Source organism: Pseudomonas sp. GW821-FHT11D10 (genome assembly GCF_058808435.1).
The window spans coordinates 500,751-524,337 of sequence record NZ_JBXARR010000004.1 but is presented as its reverse complement, the minus strand read 5'-3'; the positions used below and the strand labels follow the sequence as shown (position 1 = coordinate 524,337).

The window sequence follows — 23,587 nt, the reverse complement described above, 5'->3', positions numbered from 1 at the left end:
CTTTATGTCGAGCAAGAAAAAGTCCCTGGAGATCGAAACCCTGCGTGGCCTGGCGTGCCTGTTGCTGGTGCTCTATCACGTGATCGGGCCGCTGGGCGGGGGTTTGAAAATCGACATCGGCTCGCCATTCCGGGTGATCGCCGATTCGATGGTGTACGTGCGCATGCCGCTGTTCACCTTCATCTCCGGCTACATCTATTCCATCTACAAGATTCGCGGCAATGACTTTTCCGCGTTCTTCAGCGGCAAGGTGCGGCGCCTGATCGTGCCGCTGTTTTGCGTCGGTGTGCCGTTCTCGGTATTGCAGGCGGTCGGGCCGGGCGTGAACAAGGACGTCAGCGTCATCGATGCGCTGTTGTCGTTCTATGTGCCGATCAACCACTTCTGGTTCCTGCAGGCGGTGTTCATCATTTTCATGTTCGTCGGTCTGCTGGAATGGCGCGGGTTGCTGCGCACGCCGACGCGCCTGTATCTGCTGTTCGCGTTCGCGGCGGCGGTGTTCCTGTTGCCGCCGTTTTCGCTGGACGCATTCGGCATCAACGGGGCGATTTATCTGCTGCCGTTCTTCGTGGCGGGCATGATCGGCCAGGAGAAAGTCAGCGAGCTGAAGCAGACGTTCAAGGTGATCGGCCCGCTGGTGTTTGTGCTGATCTCGCTGACGCTGCTGTACGTGGCGTCGGTGGACCGCGAGCTGATCGTCGACCGCCGCAGCCTGATCGGCCTGACGGTGGGCTGCGTGTCCTGCCTCGCGTTGCTGTCGAGTGACATGCGCTCGAAGGCGCTGACCTGGCTTGGCGGTTACTCCTATGCGATTTTCCTGTTTCATGTGTTGTTCGCCGCCACGTCGCGCTCGATCCTCGGCCGCCTCGGCGTGAAAGACGAAAGCGTGCTGGTGTTCTGCGGAGTGATGTGTGGCTTGCTCGGTCCGGTGGTGTTGTCGATGATTTTCAGTCGATTCAACTTCACCTCCGTGCTGTTCCTCGGCGAACGTGCCGCGACGAAAAAGAAACCGGCGGCGACCATTGCCCCAGTGGCGCAGATTCGATGAAGGAAGCGATTCATGCTGGCTGTTGATGATGTGCCGCCAGTGGCGGCGTCGGTGGTGCAAATCGGCGACGCTCGCGAGCGGTTTGGCCAGTGGCGTGAAGGCAAGGCCGGCAAGGTGTTGTCGATCTCGGTGATCGGCGACAGCTACAGCGCCGGGCAGGATTTCTACCTGAACAAACTGGTGCAACGGGTGGCCGGGGAGGTCGGGTTTGCCGGGCCGGGTTATGTCGGGTTCAACCACGGCGCAGCGCTGGGCGGCACGCATTTCAAGTACACCCGCAGCAGCGAGAAATACTTTGGCGGCGACTGGCAGGTGTCCGGCCTCGGTCAGGCCAGCCCCGACAGCCGCACGGTGACCGGTCGTCCCGGCGCCTGGCTGCAAGTCGAGGCCAGCCCGACGCCGGCCATCAACACCGCCGTCACTCAGGCGAAACTGCTCTACCTCGGCGACGGTGAGTCCAGTGAGCTGCGTTATCGCTGGTCACCTTCCGCCGACTGGCAACCGTTGAAACTTGCAGGCGAGGGCGTTCAGGAAGTCCCGCTGCCCGGCACGTCGGCCGCGACCGACTGGGCTTTCCGACTGGAAGTGCTGAAGGGCGCGCCGACCCTGTTCGGCCTGTGGCTGAGCAACGATCAGAATGGGGTTCGGGTGTCGAAACTGGCAGCATCCGGCGCTGCATCCGCTGATTTCTATCACGACGATGCCCGCTGGCAGGCGCAGTGGAAAGCCGTGGTGTCGAAGATCCCCGCAGACATTTACCTGATCATGCTCGGTGGCAACGATCAGGGTTTCGGCGTGAAGCCCAAGCAGTATCTGCATAACGTTCAGGGTCTGGTCGGCATGCTCCGCGAGATTCAGCCGGCGGCGAGCATCAACCTGATTCTGCGTCAGGACACCACCCGCTCCAGCGCGTATCCGATGTCGGCTTATGCGCAGGTCATCGAGCCCTGGGCCCGTGAGCAGCAGCTGGGTTACGCCAATCTGCAATGCGCGTTCGGCACCGACGTCAAACGCTACGCGGCGGCCATGATCGGGCCGGACAAGATCCATCCGGTGCCAGCCACGGGTGGGCGGGTGATTGCCGATTACTTCTATCGTTGGGTCGTGGGCGGACAGCAAAAAGTCTCGCCACAGGACAGCTGTGGCGAGACTTCGAAGTAGCCGTCAGTTGTCGAACAGATCCAGATGGCTCAGCAGCTCTGCGGTTTTCTGCGGCATCAACTGCGTCACGCAACGGGTTTCCACGTTGACGATGATCGCCGGGTCGTTGCAGCAGATCCGCACGCGAAAACGCCAGTCGCTGAAAATCACTTTCAGGCCGTCGCGGTCATCGACTTCCAGCGCCTGTTCGCCGTAGATCCGTTTCAGGTGGGCGAGCAGGGGATAGGGATCGCGCATCGGTCGGCGTATGTCCCCGGACGAGGGAAACACGCCGATGCGGTCGACCAGCAGCAGGGTGCCCAGCCACGGGCCATTGGCGCTGGGCAATGGCTGATGGCGGGATAACCAGCTCATCACCCCGAGGTTGTCCACCTCACGTTCAATCTCTGCGGAATGTTGTGCAATGTTCATGGTTGCCTCGTTGGATGTGCGTGCTGCAATGAATCAGTGGGGGCCGCTCAGCGGCCCTTCAGGTAAACGTTGTCGTAGCAGAAGTTGGTCGCCTGCAGGTAACCCTCGGCGTCGCCGCAGTCGAAGCGCAGCCCCTTGAATTTGTAGGCCAGCACGCAGCCGTTCTGCGCCTGTTTCATCAGGGCGTCGGTGATCTGGATTTCGCCGCCTTTGCCCGGTTCGGTGTCGGCGATCAGGTCGAAGATGTCCGGCGTGAGGATGTAGCGGCCGATGATCGCCAGGTTCGACGGTGCGTCTTGCGGGGCCGGTTTTTCCACCATGTGGTTGACCCGGTAGATGCCGTCGGAAATCGCCTCGCCGGCGATCACGCCGTACTTGTGGGTCTGGTCGCGCGGGACTTCCTGGATGGCGACGATCGAGCAGCGGAACTTCTTGTAGAGCTCGATCATCTGCGTGAGCACGCCGTCGCCTTCCAGGTTCAGGCACAGGTCGTCCGCCAGCACCACGGCGAAGGGCTCGTCGCCGATCAACGGGCGGCCGCTGAGAATCGCGTGGCCCAGGCCTTTCATTTCCACCTGACGGGTGTAGGAGAAGGTGCAGGTGTCGATCAGCTCGCGAGTGCCGGCCAGGAATTTCTCTTTCTCGGTGCCACGAATCTGGTGTTCGAGTTCGTAGCTGATGTCGAAGTGGTCTTCCAGTGCGCGCTTGCCCCGTCCGGTGACGATGGCCATGTGTTGCAGGCCGGCGTCCCGTGCTTCTTCAACGGCGTATTCGATCAACGGCTTGTTGACGATCGGCAGCATTTCCTTGGGCATGGCTTTGGTGGCCGGCAAGAAACGCGTGCCATAACCGGCAGCGGGGAACAAACATTTACGGATCATAAAAGTTTCCTGGTCATTCATGGCGCACTGCCATCGTTTATTGCAATAACGAAAGGTTGCAAGTTGTTGAAGCTGTACTTTAATACCTGACTCGGGAGATGAGTGGCAAATAGCAATGAGTGTAAAACACGACAATGTTATGAGATGTCGGTTTGACAGTTATTGGTTATTTTTAGTCGGCATCCGTTGATAGTGATGAATGCGCGGGAGTGCTAATAAGTACCAGGCAATACAGTTTGGCTTGTAAAAATATTTATAGCCAGTGATTGAACTGTTTTTGTTTCTGGTTGTTGTCGCGCTGTTTGTGTGAATCAAGACACACATTAAACAAACAGCGCTTGACACGCGAGTTGGCACTTTTCCCACTTATGGACCGCGCTATGAAGATTCTGGTAACGGGTGGCGCCGGCTATATCGGCTCGCACACCACACTTGCACTACTTGAAGCGGGTTATGAAGTTGTAGTTCTGGATAATCTTTGCAACAGCAGCGACGCGGCATTGCACGCGGTGGAAGCCATTTGCGGCAAAAGTGCGCTGATGATTCGCGGGGATGTCTGTGACCGGGCCCTGCTGGACCGGATCTTCCAGCAGCACGCCATCGATGCCGTGCTGCATTTCGCCGGGCTCAAGGCCGTGGGCGAGAGCGTGCGCAAGCCGCTCGAGTACTACGAAACCAACGTCAGCGGCAGCATCGCGCTGTGCCAGGCGATGGCGGCGGCGGGGGTGTTCCGGCTGGTGTTCAGCTCGTCCGCTACGGTCTACGGCGAACCGGCGCAGATGCCGATCCGTGAGGATTTCCCGACCGGCAATCCGACCAATCCCTACGGCCAGTCCAAGCTGATCGTCGAGAACGTGCTGCGCGACCTGTGTCAGTCCGAACCGCGCTGGAGCATTGCGCTGCTGCGCTACTTCAACCCGATCGGCGCGCACCACAGCGGCCAGATGGGCGAAGACCCCAACGGCATCCCCAACAATCTGGTGCCTTACATCAGCCAGGTGGCGGTTGGCAGCCTGAAGGAATTGTCGATCTTCGGCGACGATTACCCGACGGTCGACGGCACCGGCGTGCGCGATTACATCCATGTGGTCGATCTGGCGGACGGGCATCTGAAAGCCCTGCAATCGATCGCCGACCGCACCGGCATTCATACCTGGAACCTCGGCACCGGCGACGGCTACAGCGTGTTGCAGGTGCTGCGCGCCTTCGAGCAGGCCTGCGGGCAGCCCGTGCCGTTCCGGGTAATGCCGCGGCGTTCCGGGGACATTGCCGAGAGCTGGGCCGACGCCTCCAAGGCAGCGAAGGAACTCGGCTGGAAAGCCACACGCAACTTGCAGGACATGGTCACCGACACCTGGCGCTGGCAATCGAATCATCCCCGGGGTTATCAGGGATGATGGCGCTTTAGTGCAATGTTAGTTTCAGTCAGGTTGTTAGATATCGTCGGGAAATTAGACTGGCAATGCCTTTTGCAAGTCCGTAGATATAAACCTGCCGTTCGACTTTTATCAGTTGGGTAAGACTGTGAAAGAACAACGGATCTTGTTCGCGCTTTTTGCGACTTGAACTCTACCACCTCTAACGAACACTCGATGTTCAGGTGCGATGTTAGAAAGGAGTTGATATGAAGAAAGTGATGGCGATCGCCCTGTTGACGATGTTGAGCAACTGGGCCTCCGCAGCTGAAGCGCCGCTTACAGCAGTGACCAATGTATCTGGCAGTGTCGCGGCTTCTACAGCGCCTGCTGCCAGTACTGCCATGGTCGCCAGTGCTGTAGCGGCGTCCAACAGTGGTGGAAGTGCCAACGGCGGTACAACGGGTACCACCGGTACCACGGGTACAACCGGCACGCACAACTAACTGAAGTATCTGTTGGTGCAGTACAAGGTCGCCCGACGAAAGTCGGGTGACTTTGTTTTTGGATTCGCCCTTGAATAGCGTAGTGCCATTATGACCCGTCGTTTTTCTCTTTTATTGTTGGCAAGTATCGCTTTGCAAGGTTGCATGTTTTCCCCCGGCCAGTACCTGAGCACCAGTAGCATCACGCGCCAGGGCGCCAGCGAAAGCAGCCGGGTCGAACTCATTCAGATCACCCCCAAGCTCATCGCCATGAACCGCGCCACGTACAAGCGTGAGTCGGTGCCGGCGGAGTTGTTGGCGACCCCGGTCGAATATCGCATCGGCAGCAACGATGTGCTGTACATCACGGTCTGGGATCACCCCGAGCTGACCGCCCCTTCGGGTGCGCAACAGCAGATCGATGCCAACGGCCGTCTGGTGCGCTCCGACGGCACGTTGTATTACCCGTACATCAAGGAAGTCCAGGCTGCCGGCAAAACCATCCAGCAACTGCGCTCGGACATCGAGCAACGCCTCTCGGCGTTCATTGCCGAGCCGCAAGTGGATGTCGCGGTGCTGCGCTTCGCCAGCCAGAAAGTCGTGGTTTCGGGCGCCGTGGCCAAGGCCGGACCCCAGGCGATTTCGACCAACCCGCTGAGCGTGGTCGAAGCCCTCGGTTCGGCGGGTGTCGATACCAACAATGCCGACTTGTCGGGGCTGATGCTGACTCGCAACGGGCGGGTCTATCCGCTCAATCTCGACGCGCTGAATCAGCAGGATTCCGAATTGCAGAACGTCTACCTCAAGGGTGGCGATCAGCTGTATCTGCCGTACAACGACAACAAGCGCATCTACGTGATGGGGGAGGTCAACCAGCCCCGTGCGCTGAGTTTCAAGACCGCCACCATGAACCTGTCCGACGTGCTCGGGTCGGTCGGCGGCTTGAGCCAGACCACCTCCAACGGCAACGCCGTGTACGTGATTCGCGGGGTGGAAAACCTCGATGTCGAGCCGGCGAAAATCTATCAGCTGGAAGCCGAATCGCCGACCGCCATGGCGCTCGCCTCGCACTTCGAAGTGCGGCCCCAGGACGTGGTCTACGTCGGGCCTGCCAACGTGACTCGCTGGAATCGCCTGATCAGCCAGTTGGTGCCGTCGGCATCGATCGTCGGAACGGGGGCTTCCGCTGCGAAGAACTGGAGCGAATACAGTAACAACAGCAAATAAGGCCGCCGACTGTGAAAACGTTGAAAGTGGGCGTGTGCCTGATGGCGGCCGTTTTGTTGAGTGGCTGCAATCCGCTGATGAGCGCTTCGTTGAACAACCTCAAGGCGTCGGTCATCGGGCCGGATGAGCTGGACGTGTCGGCGGAGCAGGTGGCCGGGGTCAAGTATCCCCAGCTCAAACTGACCACGCCGTCCGGTTCCGGGGTACTGGCGCTGGTGCGCGAGCGCGAGGACCTGCAGTTCTGGGTCGCCTCCGGCAAGCAGGTGCTGCTGATGCGCGACGGCCTGGCGATGCGCAGCATCGGTCTGGGCGCGGAGGGTGATCTGGACGGCACGCGTCTGTCCGATGACTCGCCGTTCAAACAGGGCCTGCACCGAATCACCGACGGTTACACCAGTCGACGCTGGATCGACCTCTACAAGGGCCAGGAAGTCGGGATCATCCTCAACAGCCGCTTCTCCCGCCGCGCCCTCGAAACCCTCGAGATTCTCGACAAGGAATACACCGTGCTGCGTGTCGATGAGCAGATTGACGCGCCGGCCATCGGCCTGCGCGCGACCAATCGTTACTGGGTCGATCCGGTGGACGGTTTCATTGTGCAGAGTGAACAGCAACTGACCTCGCAGTTGCGGGTCAGGATCGTGCAACTGACCCCTGACCGCAGGCATATCCCGTGAAGCGGCTCAGAGCGCTGTCGGCGTGTTTGATGTTACTCACCGGGATCAGCGAGGCAGCGGTCATCGTCAGCGGTGATGTCGCCAACCCGGGCCCGATCGAATTGCCGGCGGGCGGGCGTTTGCGCGACGTGATCGGCGAGGCCGTACCGAATGCCGAAGGCTATTGGCTGGCGGGCGTCCTGTTGCGTCAGTCGCTGCTGGAAGAACAGACGCGACTCAAGGTCGGCGTGCTGTTCGATCTGGATGTGCTGCATCGAATGGCGATGCTGTTCGACAAGCCGAGTCGTGCGGCGCTGGCACAGCGACTGGCCGAGCAGGTCCGGCAGATGCCGGTGACCGGGCGGCAGATCGCCGATCTCGATCCGGTGGCGGTGGAAGTCGGCTTCGCCCGAAACATCCGTCTCGACGATGGCGATCAACTGATCTACCCGAAACGGGTCGACGAAGTCGAAGTGCTGGGCGCGGTCGCCGAACCGTGCCGCCTGCCTTATCAGCCGTTGCAGGAGGCCCGCGAATACCTGCAGGGCTGCACGTTGCTGGAGGCCGACGCCGATGCCGATTACCTGTGGCTGATCCAGCCCAGCGGCGAATCGCGGCGGGTCGGCATCGCCCACTGGAACCGCGAGAGCGGGCAGATGCCCGTGGCCGGCAGCAAGATTCTGGTGCCGGTGAAAAACGATGATCTGGATCCGCCTGTCCCTGAACTGAATCAGCAGTTGGCCGAATTGATTGCCACGCAGTTGGCTGAGGTGGTTCGTTGAATTTGCGTTTTGCAGCTGTGTTGTTATTGCCGTGTGGCCTGGTGCATGCCGAGCCACGCATTACCCAGAATGACTTCGGCGGTGTCGGTCTGTTGCAGACCCCGACCGCGCGCATGTCGCCCGCCGGTGAGTTGAGCGTCAATGCCAACCGCACCGAACCGTACAGCCGATACAGCGTTTCGTTGCAGCCGCTCGACTGGCTGGAAGGTTCGTTTCGCTACACCGCCATCACCAACCGTCCGTACGGTTCCGAAGCGCTGAGCGGCAGCCAGAGCTATAAGGACAAGGCGGTCGACGCCAAGGTCCGGCTGTGGCAGGAAAGCCACTGGGCACCGGAAGTGGCGCTGGGCTTTCGAGACATCGGTGGTACCGGTTTGTTTGCCAGTGAATTCTTCGTGGCCAACAAGCGCTATGACAATTTCGATTTCAGCGCCGGCATCGCCTGGGGTTACATCGGTAATCGCGGCGACTTCGACAACCCGCTGGGCTGGGCCAGTGATCGCTTCAAGACCCGCCCGGACCTGGAAGGCACCGGTGACGTCAACGCCGGGTCGTACTTTCGCGGCAAGCCTGCGTTTTTCGGCGGCGTGAGTTACCAGACACCCTGGGATCGCCTCAGCCTGAAACTCGAATACGAGGGCAACGACTACAAGCACGAGCCGAAGGACAACATCATCAAGCAGGACTCGCCGATCAACCTCGGCGCGGTGTTCAAGGTGACCGATTCCCTCGACCTGAGTGCCGCGTGGGAGCGGGGCAACACGGCGATGTTCGGCGTCACGTTCCACACAAACTTCGTCAGTCGCAAAGCCCCGGCCAAGACCTTCGACCCACCGGCCGAACCGCTGCCGGCGAAGGCGCCGAGCACGACGATGGAGGAGGTCAACTGGGCCGACGTGTCGCGCCGCTTGCAGCAGAACGCCGGCTACAAAGTCGAGCGCATCACCCAGCGCGATTCCGAACTGATCGTGTACGGCGAGCAGCAGCGCTACTTCCATTCGCCCAAGGCCGTCGGCCGCGCGAGCCGGATTCTCGACAACAGCGTCAACGACGACATCGACTGGTTCACCGTGGTCAACAAGCGCTACGACCTGCCGCTGGAAGAAACCAGCGTACCCCGGCAGACCTTCCGCGAAGTGCTCAACAACGAGGAGCCGCTGGAGTCGCTGCACCGCACCACCGAGATCAATCCGGCGATGCCGCGCAACGAGAAAACCCTCTACACCGAGGCGCCGCAGCACTTCAATTACGGCGTCGGTCTGGGCTTCAAACAGAACGTCGGCGGCCCCGATGGTTTGCTCTATCAGTTCACTGCCGATCTGGACGCCGAGTACCGCTTCAACCGCAACACCTGGTGGAACGGTTTGCTTAGTCAGAACCTGATCAACAACTTCGACAAATTCACCTACGACGCACCCAGTGGCCTGCCGCGTGTGCGCACCGACTTGCGTCAGTACCTGACCACGTCGGACACCACCATGCCGCTGTTCCAGGTCAGTCACGCCGAACAACTGGACAAGGATTTGTACGGCATGGTCTACGGCGGTTATCTGGAGTCGATGTTTGCCGGGGTCGGGGGCGAGGTGCTGTTTCGTCCGACCGGCAAGCGCTGGTCGATCGGTGCGGACCTGAACTACGTGCGTCAGCGTGAATTCGATCAGGGTTTCGGCCTGCGTGATTACTCGGTCTGGACCGGCCACGTCACCGGCTACACCGACTTGCCGTTCGACACGCTGGCCGCGGTCAGCGTCGGGCGTTATCTGGCGGGCGACTTTGGCGGCACGGTGGATATCTCTCGCGAGTTCTTCAACGGCGTGCGCTTTGGCGCCTGGGCGACCATCACCACCGCCGGCAGCGCCGAGTATGGCGAGGGTAGTTTCGACAAGGGGCTGTACCTGTCGATTCCGTTCGACGAAATGATGAGCATGTCGACCATGCGCCGCGCCAACCTGGTGTGGGCGCCGCTGACCCGTGACGGTGGCGCGCGGCTCAATCGCAGCTTCCAGCTGCATTCGATGACGGACAGTCGGGAAGGGGACATGTTTTACCGGAACTTCGGGAAGATTACTGAGTAGGTTCGGGGGAAGGGGAGTTGAAGCGGGAGCCTGTTGGCTCCCGTTTTGGTTTGTGGTGAAGGGGGATCTTGATGCAGCCATGATTGCTGTGGAGTCGGTGTGTTCCAGGTTCAAACCTGATGTTGAATGAACCGGCGCTTTCGTCGGATCGCCGCCCGGACCAAGCCCGCTCCCACAGGTTATTGGTTGATACCGCAATCTTCAGCATTCCCCTAATCCCTGTGGGAGCGGGCTTGCCCGCGAAAGCGTCTGCTCAGCCGACATCAAAACATCCGACACACCTTGTCCGCAGAGCCCCCGCCAACCCCCAAATCCCGCCCACAAAAAAGGGGACTTTCGTCCCCTTGCGGTTTTGCCTTCTCAAGCGCTGCGTCTCAGTAAATATCCTTCGACAACAGGGTGAACGGCGTCTTCACCAGGATCTTCACATCCAGCCACAGCGACCAGTTGTTGATGTACTTCAGATCGATCTCAACACGCTTTTCCATCTTGTCGAGGGTGTCTGTCTCGCCCCGGCAACCGCTGATCTGCGCCAGGCCAGTGATGCCCGGTTTGATTCGGTGACGGGCCATGTAGGCGAGGATCTTGCCCGAGTAGTAGTTGTTGTGCGCCACGGCGTGCGGACGTGGGCCGACCAGTGCCATGTGCCCTTGCAGCACGTTGAACAGTTGCGGCAGCTCGTCCAGCGAAGTGCGGCGGATAAAGCGACCGACTGGAGTGATGCGCGAATCGTTGCGGCTGGCCTGTTTGACGTCACGGTCATCGTGCACGCGCATCGAGCGGAATTTCCAGACCTTGATCACCTTGCCGTTCCAGCCGTGGCGATCCTGCTTGAAGAACACCGGGCCAGGCGAGGTGAGCTTCACCGCCAGCGCCACGGCCAGCAGCACCGGGCTCAACAGAATGATCGCCAGCAGGGCGACGGCTTTCTCTACCAGACTTTTGCTCAGTGCAGCAGTCGGGCGGCTGGTCAGCGGGCTTTCGTTGAGGTAGATCGCCGGCAGACCGTCCACGACTTTCACCGAGTGGTTGAGCAGCGTCAGGCTGTTCAGGTCCGGCACCCAGACCACGTCAACGTTGGCATCCAGCAGATCGACGTACATGGCTTCGATGTTGGCGGCTTCCGACAGCGGCAGGGTGATGTACAAGCGGCGGATGTCGTGGGTCTGGATCAGCTCGAGCAGTTCGTCCTGAGCGCCGACGACGCGCGGGGCTTCCGCTTCCAGGGACGGCTTGTCGCCGTTGCTGACCAGGCCGACCAGCGGCAGGTTTTCGTGCTGGCTCAACTTCTTCGCCAGGCCCAGAGCCAGTTCGCCGGTGCCGACGATCAGGGTCTTGTGTTCGCTTTTGCGCGAACGCTGGTAGAACTTCGAGAACGCATGCAGCGGTGCGTACAGCAGCGCCTGACCGAGGAAACCGTACACCGCCCACTCAAGGATGACCTGGCGGGAGAACAGCGCATCGGCCTTGCAGATGAAGGCGATGAACGCCAGCCCGGCCATGGTCATGAACCAGCCCACGAACAGTCGGCCCAGCCCGGTCAGGTAATTGTCTCGCTTGCGATACGCGCCGCTGAAGGTATAAGCCGGCACCGAGGCCAGTACCGCCAGGATCGTGCACATCCGATAGTAGAACTCGACGGTGCCGGTGTGCTGTTCGGCCAGTATGAACAACAGTGAAACAATGAAAGTCTGTGCCAGCGCCCATTGGCCCCAAAAGGTAAGTCCCTTGAGGCCGGTGTTTCGATTGATACGAAGAGAAAGATCCATACGATATCCCCAAAAGACGTCCATTCAGGTTTCGACAGTAGAAAACCGAGTTGTTAAGCAGACTTGTTATTGTTGTTTGAGCCAGTGTCCTGAGGTAACAACGCCGGTATGCGGAACTGTCGTCAGTCAATAGACTAAGTTATTGTCGGGGATGCTGTCTGACGAGTTCTAACAAGATGGCACAATGCCAACTTATTTAAATTTCCAATATTCAAACGTTAGAAAAGGTCGAAAGGCAGGGGGTGAATAATCAATCTTGTGTTTGCTATCGTAGGTGGGGTCAGGAGGCGGGTATAACCAGGGAGGAATGAAACCAAACAGAGTGCTTTTTTATTTTTGTAATCGCACTTGTATCTGTTTGTCTTGTAGTGGGGATGTTGTTTAGGCAACAACTTCCTGGATCAGGCAATAACCGCGATTGCGTACGGCGCGAAACAATCGTTCACCGTTGCTGGCGTTCTTGAATTTGTCTTGAAGACGGCTCAGGCACATTTCCAGTCCCCGGTATTGCTCCGGTTCGCGGCCGATGCTGAGGATCAGATCGTCCCGACTGACAACACGCTCTTCATGGTGGAGCATTTTGCGGACCAGTGCGGTTTCGAGCCCGGTGAGACTGATTTCGACACCCTCTTTCGTCAATGCACCCTGATCATTGTCCAGATGCCAGGCTTCAGTGCAGGGCGCGTCGGACTCGATCGTTCGGGAAGTGTCAGTGGGGTCTTCGGACATGGCCGTGGAACTGTGGAACGAATGCGCCGATTGTGCTGCCAGCCATTCCGATTCAAGAGTGGCCAATATGCGCTGGGTATCATGTTCGATGCTGCGTGCGACATGCTTCCTTGTGCCGCGTGGGTAAGTGAACTCCATCAGCATCGGAGTGGAAGAGGGCGAAGCAACACCTTCAATAAACATTTGTGCCTGGGACGTGCCAAACGAATTGAAACGCTCGCTGGAGAGGATGTTCTCAAGTTCACGTTGCGACGCCGAGCTATTAGTCACGACAACAAAGTATTTTCTTGGGAGGGTTGTGCTGGTTTCCATGTCTCTCTCCTAAAGTACACACCAAATTTGGCGAAAAAATAATGGGCAGGCGAGCAATGTTTTCCTCGGAAATAATCGACAGGCAGGGTCTGGGCCCAATGATGGCCCTCGATAAGTTCCACTCGGTCTGCTTTTAGAGTAATGGTTTATTGTTATGTTTAAGTGTTGCAGCGCTCATGCAATTGACAGCTTTTTATTAGATATGTGACGCAGTTAAAACAGTGAGACATCGGATTTTTAGTGCGTTGCATCAGACGTTCCCTCGTAAGCTGCAAAAGAGTGATTCCCTGAATCAGGCGGTCGAGATCAACCCCCTCATCAGACGATAGCCATACCCGCGAATGCTCTGTATGGCGTTCGTACCGTACACGTCCTTGATTTTCCCACGCAAGCGGCTGATGGATTTTTCCAGCGCCCGAGGATCGTAGAAATGGGTGTTTAGCCCCATGATGCTGGCGATTTCATCATGGCTGAGAATGTGATTGCCGGTCTGTGCGAAGGCTTGCAGGATCTTCATTTCGGCAAAGGAGATATCGAGTTTCTTGCTGGTGTCCGAGAGGCAGATGCGGGTGGGGTCCAGCACCAGGCTGATATCACGCTGCCATTCTTCACTGTTGAAGAACTCGCCCAGCAGCTCGCCGCTTTCATCGGACAAGGTATTGAGTTTGATACAGAAGTCGGCACCGGCCAGGAAATACTTGATCTTGTTGAACGCACCGCGCCCGGTGATGACCGCACAAATGATCGGCTTCAAGTTGTCACTGCGCAGGCTTTCCACCCGTGCCAGGTTGTCTTCAAGCGCCTGAGGGCTGTCGATGACAATGAATATGGCCCGATACAAGCCGTGATATTCATTTTGCTGATATGAACTAGCGTAAGAGTCGACCTCAATGGCCAGATCAGTCTGCACATGCTTCGCGATTAGCGCGCTAAAGTGTTCAGCCACGCCACGGGTACGACCCAGAGTGAGAACACCTGGTTCGTCGCTTGTGCGGCGCGGGCTTCTAGTCGCTAAGTTACCTGTGAGCATCATGCATTGACTCGAAAAGGTGCTGACATCGGGATGTTAAAGCACCGGTTCTCATCTGTGACTGACAATTGGTAACATTTGCGCGGATTTTAGACGTGGCTCCCGAGTTTTCTAACAATAATTAAGCTTTTCAAGCTTTTAGTTGCTTTTCTCGGGGCTCTGAACTAACGAAAGAGGGCTCGTTAGATGATGGCAATGTGCAATGGTGCCACTATTTTGTAATTGTGGCGACCTGTTTTTATGTCCCTTGGCCACTACACATTTGCACGCCAGTACAGGGAGTGTGAGGTGGATCACATTTTAAGGGGCGATGTGATTTTTAGCTATAACACTGACAAGTTCACACACGGACGTTTATTAACATGCCTTGAGTGTGGCTTTTGATAAGACATATTCTCCGTCCCCGAGTCGGGCAATGGGTGTGCATCTGCCAATTGTTTTACTTCAGATACTCAATGCCTGAATGCACTTAACGGCGCGCCCTCAAAGAGCGTGCCGACGGAGGATTAATGGATTTACTGACCTTGTTCAAGGTGCTGATTCTTGGGGCGGTAGAAGGCCTGACCGAGTTCCTGCCCATTTCCAGTACGGGCCACCAGATTATTGTTGCCGACTTGCTGGAGTTCGGCGGCGAACGCGCGATGGCGTTCAATATCATTATTCAACTGGGCGCCATTCTGGCCGTGGTCTGGGAGTTTCGCCCGAAGATCTTCGAGATCGTCAAAGGCCTGCCGACCCAAAGCAATGCCCAGCGTTTTACCCGCAATCTGCTGATCGCCTTTTTCCCGGCTGTCATTCTCGGCGTGTTATTCGCCGACACGATTCATGAATACCTGTTCAACCCTATCACCGTAGCGGTTGCATTGGTGGTGGGCGGCATCGTGATGTTGTGGGCCGAGCAGCGGGATCATGTAGTGAGTGTCGACCATGTGGACGACATGAAGTGGGCTGACGCGCTGAAGATCGGTTGCGTACAGTGCCTGGCGATGATTCCGGGCACGTCGCGCTCCGGTTCCACCATCATCGGCGGCTTGCTGTTCGGCCTGTCACGCAAGGCCGCCACGGAGTTCTCGTTCTTCCTGGCGATGCCGACCATGGTCGGCGCTGCAGTGTATTCCGGCTACAAGTACCGCGAACTGTTCCAGAGTGGCGACCTGCCGGTCTTCGCCCTGGGCTTCGTCGTAGCGTTCATCTTCGCGATGATCGCCGTGCGCGGCCTGCTGAAGTTCATTGCGAACCACAGCTACGCCACCTTCGCCTGGTACCGCATCGCCTTCGGCTTGCTGATCCTCGCCACCTGGCAATTTGGCTGGGTGAACTGGACGGCGGCCGCAGCCGCCTGACCCTCAGCCGCGCAGGCCGGGTCTCAACGCCCGGCCAGCAACTCCGCCGCCTGATCCAGCAACGCCAGCGGATCCTTGGCCTTGTGGATATCCACCGACAACAACTGACGAAACTTGCGCGCCCCCGGGAAACCGGTGCCCAGGCCCAGCACATGCCGGGTGATGTGATGCATCGCGCCGCCGGCCAGCAAATGCTCGGCTATATAAGGCCGTAACTGCGCCAGCGCCTCGGCCCGACTGATCACCGGCGCGGTACCGCCGAACAACTGCTGATCCACCTCGGCCAGCAGATAAGGATTGTGATACGCCTCGCGCCCCAGCATCACGCCGTCAAAGGTCTGCAAATGTTCATGGCAGGCCTCCATCGTCTTGATCCCGCCGTTCAGAATGAGCTCCAGCTCCGGAAAATCCGCCTTCAACCGCGCCGCCACGTCATAACGCAACGGCGGAATGTCACGGTTCTCCTTCGGCGACAACCCCTCCAGAATCGCAATCCGCGCATGCACCGTAAAACTGGTGCACCCGGCATCCCGCACCGTGCCAACGAAATCGCACAGCTCCTCATAACTGTCCCGCCCATTGATCCCGATCCGATGCTTCACCGTCACCGGAATCGACACCGCATCACGCATCGCCTTCACACAATCCGCCACCAACTGCGGATGCCCCATTAGGCACGCCCCGATCATATTGTTCTGCACCCGATCACTCGGGCAGCCAACGTTCAGATTCACCTCGTCGTAACCGTGCTCCTGCGCCATACGCGCGCAAGCGGCCAGGTCCAGCGGGACACTACCGCCCAACTGCAACGCCAGCGGGTGCTCGGCTTCGTTATGACGGAGGAAACGTTCGTGATCGCCGTTCAGCAGAGCGCCGGTGGTGACCATTTCGGTGTAGAGCAGGGCGTTTTTCGACAGGATGCGTAGGAAGTACCGGCAATGGCGGTCAGTCCAATCCATCATCGGCGCGACGGAGAAACGGCGGGAGAGTGGTGCGGGTGTGGCGGTGATTGGGGGCATTGGGGGTACGGAATCGGTGTGGCTGGGAGGTGGGGGAGTTTATCAGGAATGACCGGGCGGGCTCAGTGATATCCGGCGGAAATACAACCTCATCAAGTGTGGGATTAAGCAAGACAGCCATGAAATGGACTGATAGCATCGGGCTATCAATAAGAGTGAGGAAGGGATCCCATGCTGAAAAAACTCGCGTCATCTGTTCTCGTCGCCGGCGCCCTGCTTGCCTCCGCCCAAGGGGCTTTCGCCGAAGAAAAGCTGTTCAAAAACTACGTCTACCAAACTCCACTCGCAAAATTCACCGAAGCGGCCGGTTATTACGATTGCTCCGAAGACGTCGGCGGAACCGCGAGGTGCATCGACGATGTGGATTTCCTGGAAGAGAAATTCACCGTCGCGCTGATATTTTCCGGTGACAAGCTGATGATGGTTTCACTCATCAGCCCGTTTGATCAGAACCTGTATGTCAAAGCCATCGCGGGGCTTTCCAAATCATTCACGCTGGTCTCCATGAGCGATGAGAAATCCATCCTGGATATGTTTGATACCGCGAGAAAGTCGAGAAGCACTGAAGAGCTGACGACGAAGATATCCAATTTTGAGCAGGTTGGTCTGGCGTCGGGGAATCTGACTTATACGTTTCTTGAAGGGTTGAACGCTAAAGGGCAAACCAATGCTGTTAGTGCGTTGGCTGCTGCGCCGGAGAATACTCGGTCAGCTGAGTTGGTGATGGCGGGGCAAGGTGCGGATTCGGGGATGATTATTCGGTTTACGTTTCCGCGGTTAGAGGCGAATAAGATTTTGGCTGAGGCGAAGAAGCCGGTTGAGTCGTTTTAGTAAGTTGGTTGGTTGCTTAGTAGCAAGCTGAGGTGATGAGGGAGGGCGGATTAATTTTCTCTGGAAGGAGGTAAATAAATCTTCCCCAACTTTTTAGTATCAAATAAAGGTAATTTATGGCTAGGGTTAGAAGTTCTGCTATACATATTGGCGCGCTTAATTTGGTTTTGCAGCCGCATTCTCCGCAGATGTATATAACAATGTTGCAGAAAATGGCACGATTTAAGTATGAAGCCCAGGTTCACGGCGATAATGCCGTATTGCTAGGATCTTGTAGATATCTCGATCCAAAAAATCCAATAAAGGGTGTGCGTGGTGATATTTATAAATTTCTGAAGCTGGATGCGACTGATGCATGGTTCAATACAGAAAATATGGACGAGGCTACTGAGGATGAAGTGGCGGAAATTAATATACCGGATAACCTGAAGCCGCATTTTAAAAAATTCCAGTACGTGTTTTTTCCTAAAGGCCATCGATTTTATTTTGTAAGTTCGAAGACTGGTCAAAGTTTATCGCCAGGTCTTGTAAAACGTTTTTTTGAGACCGTTTTTTCTCGCGATGCATTTGCTAAATTTGGCTCGTTAAAAGTGACGGTTCAGCCCGACCCTAATGGCCTTGAAGAACTCTTTTCTCTGAAGCGCATCTCAATTTTGAAGATGGAGATCGATCGGCCAAATCCAGATGATCTAGAAGACGTAGAGGCAGAAATTCTTGAGAGGCTTAACAGAGTGAATGCTCGAACAGAGAAAATTGAGTTCATGGAGGCGAGTAGTGAGGGGTTACGCCCAGATCCATATGTTAAGGCGCTGGCAAGCGTGGCGAATGATAATGGATTTGTATATGTTGAAGGCAAAAGTGATGACGGGTTGAAAAAATATCTGTCGACGAAAGATATGCCTTTGCACGAAACAGCGAAGTACAATCCAAATCTTACTTCAGAGTTTGACGCTTTCTATGATAAGGTGGTTGAAATTCATCGCGAGATTACTAGGTAATCATGTTGAAGAGGCTGAGGGCGGATTATATAGGTGTTAAGTCTATTTGGGGGAAGTACTGGGCAGCTTATGGTGGCTGCACAGCACTTTTCAGCTCTACTTATTTATATGTAGCGTTAGCGCTAACAGTTATAAATTTCGGGGCTTGGTACCATTCGGGGTGGTGGGATGTAGTAATAGCCAGTGTTCCCACTATTTTAGGTTTTACTCTGGCTGGTCTCGCAGTTTTTTTAGGGATGGATTCGGGCTTCAGCAAAATGCTTGCTGGAAAAGGGAAGTCTGATGTTTCTCCTTTCATGGCATTGGTTTCTGCTTTTGTTCATTTTATTCTAACTCAAGCGGTTGCTGTAATAGTCGCTTTAACAGTGAAGTCGGCTTTTTTTCAAGTAGATGGTATGCCTGATATATATTACAGCATGGTTTTTGTCTTGAATAGAATCGCCTGGTTTGTTGGTTATTTTATATATATGTATTCCATGGTCCAAATATTCAGTGCGGTGTTTGCAATATTTCGTGCTACTCGGTGGTATGAGTTCTACGTTGAGAAGTGTGTGCAAGATTCTGCTGATCGAAAAGATTAAGTGTGTTCCTGGTGTGGGGGTAAGTGTTTTATGAGCGAAGAGGAAAAAGGAAACGGATTTATTTTCGATGTGATGCATCCATGCCTGGAATAAATCCGTTTTTTTTTTTTTGGTATGCCGTTTTTCAAGGTCGACCCATATTTAAAGCAGCAAGAAATATGCCTCGGGCTTTTATTGAGAGGGTTTTAGTGCTGATAAGATGATGTCGTCCACGTTTATATAAGATCCGGGATTGAATGGCCTAATGGATGTCTCCTCGCCTGATAGAGTATTCATAAGTCCCGTAATAAACATGCTGAATTCAAAGAAGGGAGGGTAGTTATTGTTTGATTCGAGGCCGTACCAACTTTTCGTCGCTGCGTCATAAAACCAGTAACCTTTACCTAAAACGCAAAGGACTGTACAGGGTGGGTGTTCATCGGCGGTATGTTTTTTATAGCGTTCTATCTCTGAGCTAGTAATGTCAGTGCTAAAAGCCAGTAGAACCGTTGTCGGAAGAGGACCACCCTTGACTGAGCTATCCTGCCCCGTTTTAGGGAATGATAGAAGTTTACTTACGGATCTAAATTTTTTATTTGCATCTTTTATCTCGCGCGCATTAAGTGTCGACTTTATCTCAAAGACATAACGAACACATTCCACCGGATACAGTCCAAGATCTCTACCCACCAAAATGGGTGGGGCAACTTTTCTATGGTAGACAATTAAGTCAAGCTGATCGCTCAGACTTTGAAGTGAATCGATAACTTTTCCCGTTCCACATTGATAGCTTTGTGTGAGAAATGGTTCTATACACTCTTTCGCTGCAATTTCGCGTATTTCTCCTGCTATTCCATGATGCCCGATTCCAGATGCTAAACTGTCCGCATTTTTTTTGGCTGATTCGATTCGATTAACAATGTAGTCAAAGTGCTTGGTCGTTCTCATTATTCTTCATCCAAAAAACATCCCAATGTATAACTCTATATTAAAACTTTTCAGAAAGAGGGAGAAGGGGCGAGTTTGTTTCTTTTAAAGGCTATGTGGAAATAAATCAGTCACCATGTTTTGGCCTTTTAAATTGCTCGCTTCGCGGTCTTTTTTCCGCATCATGCCACGTAATCGTCGCGGATTGGTCTAACTGTTTTTTCCATTTTTTGGGTCCTGCTTTTATGATTTTTATAAAGCTAAAAGGGATTTAATTTTGATTTTTTTCAGTGCGAGCCAGATACATCGCAAGGCTGAAAATTACAAGACTTAATGTCGTGAATACTTGAAGAAATATAATGTTTGTTCCGAATCCTTTGCATACGTCAGAGAATGCAAGACCTACGTTTGTTAGAGTCCCTACGTTGAGTGAAAGGCTAATGGCGGCCCATGGGTCGAAGCCTTTGGTAAGTATTAAATATGCCGGTGCTGAGTAAAAATAGATTTCGATATAGCTTTTCATCGCAAGCTTGATTCGTTCTTTACTGCTAAGGTTTGTAGCTGATGCTATTTCTGGATCTTGAAATGCATCTTTTGTAAAGGCATAAGTAATTTCGTAGCTTCTAGAGATGAATCGGATAATCGAAAGACATATTAGTAGCTGTCCGAAATACGATATGGGAAAAGAGCTGCCAATAATTAGTGTTAGTAAGCCGAAGGAAAAGCTAAAGTAAAAGTTGAATGCATTGTTGCGTTGTACGAATTTCTTGCAATGTGTTTTTATTTTTTCAGGCTCAGGGTCGTATATGCAATTTTTGAATCTGAAGGCCCACCACAAGTCAGGACTAAAGATTAGTGCTAATTCTTGTCCCTCTTTCCAGGCAGGGAGAGGTGGTTTTTTAAATTCTGAATATCTATAAATAGCTAGCTTGAAAAGATAGGTTATTAAACCATAGGCAAAAAAGGAGAATATGAATATTCCGGTGTTTAACATTTATATTTCTAGCCTGTGTTTGTTAAGTTATATTGGTCGGCTTGAACAAGGAGCAATAACGGGGGTGATTAATCTTGTTATGAGTTTTTAAGTTGCTGTTAATCTGCCCCTTTTTTCTGTTAGTGTCAGTTTGGTATGGTTTGCTTTTTTCCACTGGTGAAAATATAAGTGTCAGGTACCCATTCAAATTTCATTTTCTCAGTATCGGAAACAGCCAGCTTCTTATCGGCAGCCTGAAATTGGTTGTAATCCATTGTCCCGCTATAGATGTACGTTTGACCTGGGTCGATTTGGATGTCGTTGGTGAGGCCAATTCTTTTTATAGGGTCGCCGAACATGTCGCTGAGTACGATTGTTCCCTTTACGCCAGATAGGGCCTCAGTTGTATTGTTGTGTAGAGCAATTTCAATTGAAAAATATTCACTGTATTGCTTGTTTTTATAGTCGGCGGGATTCAGTTTAAGTTTGAGAAGGGACGCTGTAAGCGTTCCGTTCATTTCTTTCAGTGCCACAAGCTGTTGCTGTTTTACTTGCTCGGCCAAGGCTTTTTGTTTTTCCGCTTCGGCAGCTTTGGCTTCGATCCAGGCCTGTTGTGTTTTCAGAGCATCACCCAGTGTTGAGTCTGCTACAACTTTGCTACCGCCAAATGTGCTGGCCACCACTTGCCGGGCAGCATAGCCACCAAACAGTTTTCTATCGTTTTCATCGAGTTTGCCGACAGCTTCCATTAGCCCTTTGTCCTCTGACCATTTACTGATATCGGCGGGCAGTTTGGTTTGCTTTGGGTCAGAACAACCGGCGAGTAGCAAGCATGCAAGAAAAGTTGCGATGGTTTTTCCCTTCATGTATCAGTCCTTAAGATAATTATGTTTTTACTTGGTTGTGTGTTCGCTTACGAGTATAGCTCAAGAAAAAAAGGGTGATGCAACCGCTCCAGTCGCGACGCTTTGTTATTAGCTTATGTTTTGATACTGCTTTTCTATTTCTGTCCAGATGTATTTGTATCTGTTCTTCAGCCATGTCACTAATAAGGTGTTGGCTTTTCTTTTGAACCAGCTGTTCTTTTTTGCTCCCAGCATTTTTTCAATGTCATCTTCCAATTCCTGCCTGTTGAAACAAAGCCATATGGTTGGAAGTGTACTTTCAAGGTTTGAGTGGCAAACAGGTGCCACCTCATCAAAGAGTATGCGCTTCACTTCATCTCGATCGAATTCTCTTGTCCTTAGCGCAATCGCAGCATAGTCGACTTCGTTATCAACAAAGGCATCCGACAACGCCCAGCGCACATCCGCTCTTTGTTGTTTTGTCATAGAACTTCCCATTTGGAAAATTCCTCCAGTTCTTCATCAAAGGTGTCGGCTACTGCGCTGCCAGCAATTCCTCCCACAATACTTCCCGCGAGAACGATTGCCACAGCGCAAGCAAGGGCGCCAGGACCGCAAAATGCGGAGACGCCCAAGCCTGCCAATCCCCCGCCAGCAGCACCTCCGCCGATGATAATGCCTTGTCGGGCCGTTTCCTTTACTTTGTTGTCTGCGTTCATGATTTCATATACGGCGAAAGTCGCAGTGACCAATAGGCCGACCTTTCCCATTATTCTTAATTTTTGAGTTCCCTTGCTTACTGGTGCGTTATCACGGCCCGCTGAGTCCAGAATCTCGTAATAGACTTTGCTCTTTTGTTCTGGAGTCAATTTGTTGTATTCGACGTTTGCCGTTTTTAATGCGTATTTGTCCAGCGTATCTTGCAATGTCGGAGGAAGTCTTTTCTTCCGCTCAGCGAAAGCCACACCTTGTGCCGAGGTGAACTTTCGATGCTCGACCAAGATTCTATTTCGCATTTCCTGGCAAAATGCTGCTCCTTCTTGGGCACTCAGCCTTCCTGCGGCGACTTCGGCTTTTGTTTCCACTGACATGCGCTTGATGTTGCTCATGTAGTTGCTGCGTACTTTTGCATCTGATATGGCATCTAAAGAAAATCTAGTGGCGGCTCCCTCCATACCCGCAATCGCCATGTCCAATGGCGAATTTTCAAGCTCGTGTGCTTTCTGGACAACGTAGCTTCCCGTTACGAGCAATGGCTCAGTCATGAAACAATCCTTATTTCAATGATGCATTGAATAGCGTGTCGAAAATTGAGCCAGTTGGTGGTTCTTCTTGAGAGCCGAACTCTAGCTTTTGGCAGACTTTTCCACGGATGTTGAGAAATTTCACAGTGTTGGTGATATCAAAATTTCCGGATTGGGTCGAACCATCTTCGAAGTGAGCAATGCAGTTCATGCCCAAGTAGGACTCAGAGCCAGGAATGGTGAAGCTGATCCATCCAGGATGAATGATCAACGGGGTAGGTGGCGTAAACGGCGCAGGCGTATGTGAATCACCAATAATCACCGTTCCCGATCCTCCGATCACAACGTCTCCATCTGAACCGACTGTGCCAACCAGCGCGGCATTCTTGCCGTTAATGAATACGGTGCTGGACACCGCGGAGGCCAGTGCGCTGCCGCAGGTGCAGGTGTCGTCTTTTCGGGCGGCGGCAAGTCCGTCGAAGAACACGTCGGGGGATCCAGAGGCAATGGCTTTGGGACCGTGTCCGGGGATGGGGCAACTGGTGGGATCGGTGATGCGTGCAGCGGGCTTTGCCATGTTTGACTCCCTGTCAACGGATTAGCTGGCACCGACTGTATCAGAGTTGCTTTGGTGGGTGACTGACGGCGACGTGCCCGGTGTTGGTCGTCTATCTAAACAGCAAAATCTGAGTGTGTTTAAACGAAGCTCTCTGACACTACTTCGGCCCTACACAACCTTGCGCCACCCCCTACACCTAAGACAGAATCCGCCGGCTTGTGCGTCTACCCCGTGGCTTTTATCGTTCTCGGGTCACTGAAAACCAGTGATCGGGTTTGGTAGCCCGTGTGTTAGATGTACAGCGTCATCGTCTCCGGTCGTGCTCGGTCGGGGTCTATGGTGGTCATGTACAGGGCGTCTTCGGGCG

The 23,587-nt window shown here is 54.3% G+C and carries 24 protein-coding genes; 12 read left to right on the top strand and 12 right to left on the bottom strand.

Features of this window, described 5'->3' with window-relative positions; genetic code table 11:
* Positions 1–4: 4 nt before the first annotated feature.
* Positions 5–1,048 (top strand): acyltransferase family protein, encoded by a 1,044-nt coding sequence (locus tag AC1RT4_RS16085; protein ID WP_493086257.1) that lies wholly within the window; start codon positions 5–7, stop codon positions 1,046–1,048.
* A 12-nt stretch (positions 1,049–1,060) separates the two neighbouring features.
* Positions 1,061–2,209 carry an SGNH/GDSL hydrolase family protein gene (locus AC1RT4_RS16080; RefSeq protein ID WP_493086255.1) on the top strand — a complete coding sequence of 383 codons (1,149 nt, stop codon included), beginning with the start codon at positions 1,061–1,063 and terminating at the stop codon, positions 2,207–2,209.
* A 3-nt stretch (positions 2,210–2,212) separates the two neighbouring features.
* On the opposite strand, the gene AC1RT4_RS16075 is transcribed toward AC1RT4_RS16080, so the two are convergent.
* Positions 2,213–2,620: a phosphohexomutase domain-containing protein gene (locus tag AC1RT4_RS16075; RefSeq protein WP_085608230.1), complete on the bottom strand. Its 408-nt coding sequence runs from the start codon at positions 2,618–2,620 to the stop codon at positions 2,213–2,215.
* Between the two features lie 47 nt (positions 2,621–2,667).
* Positions 2,668–3,501 (bottom strand): UTP--glucose-1-phosphate uridylyltransferase GalU, encoded by an 834-nt coding sequence (gene galU / locus AC1RT4_RS16070; RefSeq protein ID WP_134827553.1) that lies wholly within the window; start codon positions 3,499–3,501, stop codon positions 2,668–2,670.
* A 380-nt stretch (positions 3,502–3,881) separates the two neighbouring features.
* Here galU and galE point away from each other — a divergent pair, with 380 nt between their 5' ends.
* The 6 genes from galE (at position 3,882) to AC1RT4_RS16040 (ending at position 10,081) form a co-directional block, all read left to right on the top strand.
* A complete protein-coding gene (galE, locus tag AC1RT4_RS16065; protein ID WP_493086252.1) occupies positions 3,882–4,898 on the top strand; it encodes a UDP-glucose 4-epimerase GalE in 1,017 nt (338 codons plus the stop codon).
* 227 nt (positions 4,899–5,125) lie between these two features.
* Positions 5,126–5,362 (top strand): hypothetical protein, encoded by a 237-nt coding sequence (locus AC1RT4_RS16060; RefSeq protein WP_003226528.1) that lies wholly within the window; start codon positions 5,126–5,128, stop codon positions 5,360–5,362.
* A gap of 90 nt (positions 5,363–5,452) precedes the next feature.
* Complete coding sequence (locus AC1RT4_RS16055; protein ID WP_493086249.1) at positions 5,453–6,568, top strand: polysaccharide biosynthesis/export family protein; 1,116 nt, start codon at positions 5,453–5,455, stop codon at positions 6,566–6,568.
* Positions 6,569–6,579: 11 nt separating this feature from the next.
* On the top strand, positions 6,580–7,245 hold the full coding sequence (locus tag AC1RT4_RS16050; RefSeq protein WP_273900289.1) for a YjbF family lipoprotein: 666 nt from the start codon (positions 6,580–6,582) through the stop codon (positions 7,243–7,245).
* A gap of 29 nt (positions 7,246–7,274) precedes the next feature.
* A complete protein-coding gene (locus AC1RT4_RS16045) occupies positions 7,275–8,006 on the top strand; it encodes a capsule biosynthesis GfcC family protein (protein ID WP_493086373.1) in 732 nt (243 codons plus the stop codon).
* Positions 8,003–10,081 carry a YjbH domain-containing protein gene (locus tag AC1RT4_RS16040; protein ID WP_262160514.1) on the top strand — a complete coding sequence of 693 codons (2,079 nt, stop codon included), beginning with the start codon at positions 8,003–8,005 and terminating at the stop codon, positions 10,079–10,081. Before AC1RT4_RS16045 ends, AC1RT4_RS16040 begins: the two co-directional genes overlap by 4 nt.
* Before the next feature lie 374 nt (positions 10,082–10,455).
* On the opposite strand, the gene AC1RT4_RS16035 is transcribed toward AC1RT4_RS16040, so the two are convergent.
* From AC1RT4_RS16035 to AC1RT4_RS16025, 3 genes are all read right to left on the bottom strand, one after another.
* Positions 10,456–11,850: an undecaprenyl-phosphate glucose phosphotransferase gene (locus AC1RT4_RS16035; protein WP_493086246.1), complete on the bottom strand. Its 1,395-nt coding sequence runs from the start codon at positions 11,848–11,850 to the stop codon at positions 10,456–10,458.
* Between the two features lie 381 nt (positions 11,851–12,231).
* Positions 12,232–12,891, bottom strand: a complete 660-nt coding sequence (locus tag AC1RT4_RS16030) for a winged helix-turn-helix domain-containing protein (RefSeq protein WP_115078627.1) — start codon at positions 12,889–12,891, stop codon at positions 12,232–12,234.
* A gap of 292 nt (positions 12,892–13,183) precedes the next feature.
* Positions 13,184–13,924, bottom strand: a complete 741-nt coding sequence (locus AC1RT4_RS16025; RefSeq protein ID WP_492620565.1) for a winged helix-turn-helix domain-containing protein — start codon at positions 13,922–13,924, stop codon at positions 13,184–13,186.
* A gap of 506 nt (positions 13,925–14,430) precedes the next feature.
* On the opposite strand from AC1RT4_RS16025, the gene AC1RT4_RS16020 reads away from it, so the two are divergent.
* Positions 14,431–15,264: an undecaprenyl-diphosphate phosphatase gene (locus AC1RT4_RS16020; protein WP_074689217.1), complete on the top strand. Its 834-nt coding sequence runs from the start codon at positions 14,431–14,433 to the stop codon at positions 15,262–15,264.
* Between the two features lie 23 nt (positions 15,265–15,287).
* Here the strand turns inward: AC1RT4_RS16020 and dusA are convergent, their stop codons facing one another.
* Positions 15,288–16,283 (bottom strand): tRNA dihydrouridine(20/20a) synthase DusA, encoded by a 996-nt coding sequence (dusA, locus tag AC1RT4_RS16015; RefSeq protein WP_493086243.1) that lies wholly within the window; start codon positions 16,281–16,283, stop codon positions 15,288–15,290.
* Between the two features lie 171 nt (positions 16,284–16,454).
* On the opposite strand from dusA, the gene AC1RT4_RS16010 reads away from it, so the two are divergent.
* The 3 genes from AC1RT4_RS16010 (at position 16,455) to AC1RT4_RS16000 (ending at position 18,693) form a co-directional block, all read left to right on the top strand.
* Entirely contained in the window at positions 16,455–17,114 is a 660-nt protein-coding gene (locus AC1RT4_RS16010; RefSeq protein ID WP_493086241.1) for a hypothetical protein, read from the top strand.
* 116 nt (positions 17,115–17,230) lie between these two features.
* Positions 17,231–18,112: a DUF4747 family protein gene (locus tag AC1RT4_RS16005; RefSeq protein ID WP_493086239.1), complete on the top strand. Its 882-nt coding sequence runs from the start codon at positions 17,231–17,233 to the stop codon at positions 18,110–18,112.
* 2 nt (positions 18,113–18,114) lie between these two features.
* The gene (locus AC1RT4_RS16000; protein ID WP_493086237.1) at positions 18,115–18,693 is read left to right on the top strand and encodes a hypothetical protein; all 579 of its coding nucleotides are present in this window, start codon (positions 18,115–18,117) and stop codon (positions 18,691–18,693) included.
* Between the two features lie 171 nt (positions 18,694–18,864).
* Here the strand turns inward: AC1RT4_RS16000 and AC1RT4_RS15995 are convergent, their stop codons facing one another.
* From AC1RT4_RS15995 to AC1RT4_RS15970, 6 genes are all read right to left on the bottom strand, one after another.
* A complete protein-coding gene (locus tag AC1RT4_RS15995; RefSeq protein WP_159085224.1) occupies positions 18,865–19,620 on the bottom strand; it encodes a DUF6602 domain-containing protein in 756 nt (251 codons plus the stop codon).
* Between the two features lie 250 nt (positions 19,621–19,870).
* Complete coding sequence (locus AC1RT4_RS15990) at positions 19,871–20,593, bottom strand: hypothetical protein (protein WP_493086235.1); 723 nt, start codon at positions 20,591–20,593, stop codon at positions 19,871–19,873.
* Positions 20,594–20,718: 125 nt separating this feature from the next.
* Positions 20,719–21,438 carry a hypothetical protein gene (locus AC1RT4_RS15985; RefSeq protein ID WP_493086233.1) on the bottom strand — a complete coding sequence of 240 codons (720 nt, stop codon included), beginning with the start codon at positions 21,436–21,438 and terminating at the stop codon, positions 20,719–20,721.
* A gap of 108 nt (positions 21,439–21,546) precedes the next feature.
* Complete coding sequence (locus AC1RT4_RS15980; RefSeq protein WP_493086230.1) at positions 21,547–21,903, bottom strand: DUF7079 family protein; 357 nt, start codon at positions 21,901–21,903, stop codon at positions 21,547–21,549.
* A complete protein-coding gene (locus tag AC1RT4_RS15975; RefSeq protein ID WP_085705145.1) occupies positions 21,900–22,682 on the bottom strand; it encodes a hypothetical protein in 783 nt (260 codons plus the stop codon). The genes AC1RT4_RS15980 and AC1RT4_RS15975 overlap by 4 nt, the downstream gene beginning before the upstream one ends.
* A 10-nt stretch (positions 22,683–22,692) precedes the next feature.
* Entirely contained in the window at positions 22,693–23,238 is a 546-nt protein-coding gene (locus AC1RT4_RS15970) for a PAAR domain-containing protein (protein ID WP_493086223.1), read from the bottom strand.
* Positions 23,239–23,587: the final 349 nt, after the last annotated feature.

Bases quoted from the DNA above. Each gene is read 5' to 3' on its own strand.
- AC1RT4_RS15985 (WP_493086233.1), bottom strand. From the start codon at position 21,438: ATGAAGGGAAAAACCATCGCAACTTTTCTTGCATGCTTGCTACTCGCC.
- AC1RT4_RS15990 (WP_493086235.1), bottom strand. From the start codon at position 20,593: ATGTTAAACACCGGAATATTCATATTCTCCTTTTTTGCCTATGGTTTA.
- AC1RT4_RS16005 (WP_493086239.1), top strand. From the start codon at position 17,231: ATGGCTAGGGTTAGAAGTTCTGCTATACATATTGGCGCGCTTAATTTG.
- AC1RT4_RS16000 (WP_493086237.1), top strand. From the start codon at position 18,115: ATGTTGAAGAGGCTGAGGGCGGATTATATAGGTGTTAAGTCTATTTGG.
- galE (WP_493086252.1), top strand. From the start codon at position 3,882: ATGAAGATTCTGGTAACGGGTGGCGCCGGCTATATCGGCTCGCACACC.
- AC1RT4_RS15995 (WP_159085224.1), bottom strand. From the start codon at position 19,620: ATGAGAACGACCAAGCACTTTGACTACATTGTTAATCGAATCGAATCA.
- AC1RT4_RS16035 (WP_493086246.1), bottom strand. From the start codon at position 11,850: ATGGATCTTTCTCTTCGTATCAATCGAAACACCGGCCTCAAGGGACTT.
- AC1RT4_RS16030 (WP_115078627.1), bottom strand. From the start codon at position 12,891: ATGGAAACCAGCACAACCCTCCCAAGAAAATACTTTGTTGTCGTGACT.
- AC1RT4_RS16085 (WP_493086257.1), top strand. From the start codon at position 5: ATGTCGAGCAAGAAAAAGTCCCTGGAGATCGAAACCCTGCGTGGCCTG.
- AC1RT4_RS16010 (WP_493086241.1), top strand. From the start codon at position 16,455: ATGCTGAAAAAACTCGCGTCATCTGTTCTCGTCGCCGGCGCCCTGCTT.
- AC1RT4_RS16025 (WP_492620565.1), bottom strand. From the start codon at position 13,924: ATGATGCTCACAGGTAACTTAGCGACTAGAAGCCCGCGCCGCACAAGC.
- dusA (WP_493086243.1), bottom strand. From the start codon at position 16,283: ATGCCCCCAATCACCGCCACACCCGCACCACTCTCCCGCCGTTTCTCC.
- AC1RT4_RS16045 (WP_493086373.1), top strand. From the start codon at position 7,275: ATGTTACTCACCGGGATCAGCGAGGCAGCGGTCATCGTCAGCGGTGAT.
- AC1RT4_RS16060 (WP_003226528.1), top strand. From the start codon at position 5,126: ATGAAGAAAGTGATGGCGATCGCCCTGTTGACGATGTTGAGCAACTGG.
- AC1RT4_RS16080 (WP_493086255.1), top strand. From the start codon at position 1,061: ATGCTGGCTGTTGATGATGTGCCGCCAGTGGCGGCGTCGGTGGTGCAA.
- AC1RT4_RS15975 (WP_085705145.1), bottom strand. From the start codon at position 22,682: ATGACTGAGCCATTGCTCGTAACGGGAAGCTACGTTGTCCAGAAAGCA.
- AC1RT4_RS15970 (WP_493086223.1), bottom strand. From the start codon at position 23,238: ATGGCAAAGCCCGCTGCACGCATCACCGATCCCACCAGTTGCCCCATC.
- AC1RT4_RS16020 (WP_074689217.1), top strand. From the start codon at position 14,431: ATGGATTTACTGACCTTGTTCAAGGTGCTGATTCTTGGGGCGGTAGAA.
- galU (WP_134827553.1), bottom strand. From the start codon at position 3,501: ATGATCCGTAAATGTTTGTTCCCCGCTGCCGGTTATGGCACGCGTTTC.
- AC1RT4_RS15980 (WP_493086230.1), bottom strand. From the start codon at position 21,903: ATGACAAAACAACAAAGAGCGGATGTGCGCTGGGCGTTGTCGGATGCC.
- AC1RT4_RS16055 (WP_493086249.1), top strand. From the start codon at position 5,453: ATGACCCGTCGTTTTTCTCTTTTATTGTTGGCAAGTATCGCTTTGCAA.
- AC1RT4_RS16075 (WP_085608230.1), bottom strand. From the start codon at position 2,620: ATGAACATTGCACAACATTCCGCAGAGATTGAACGTGAGGTGGACAAC.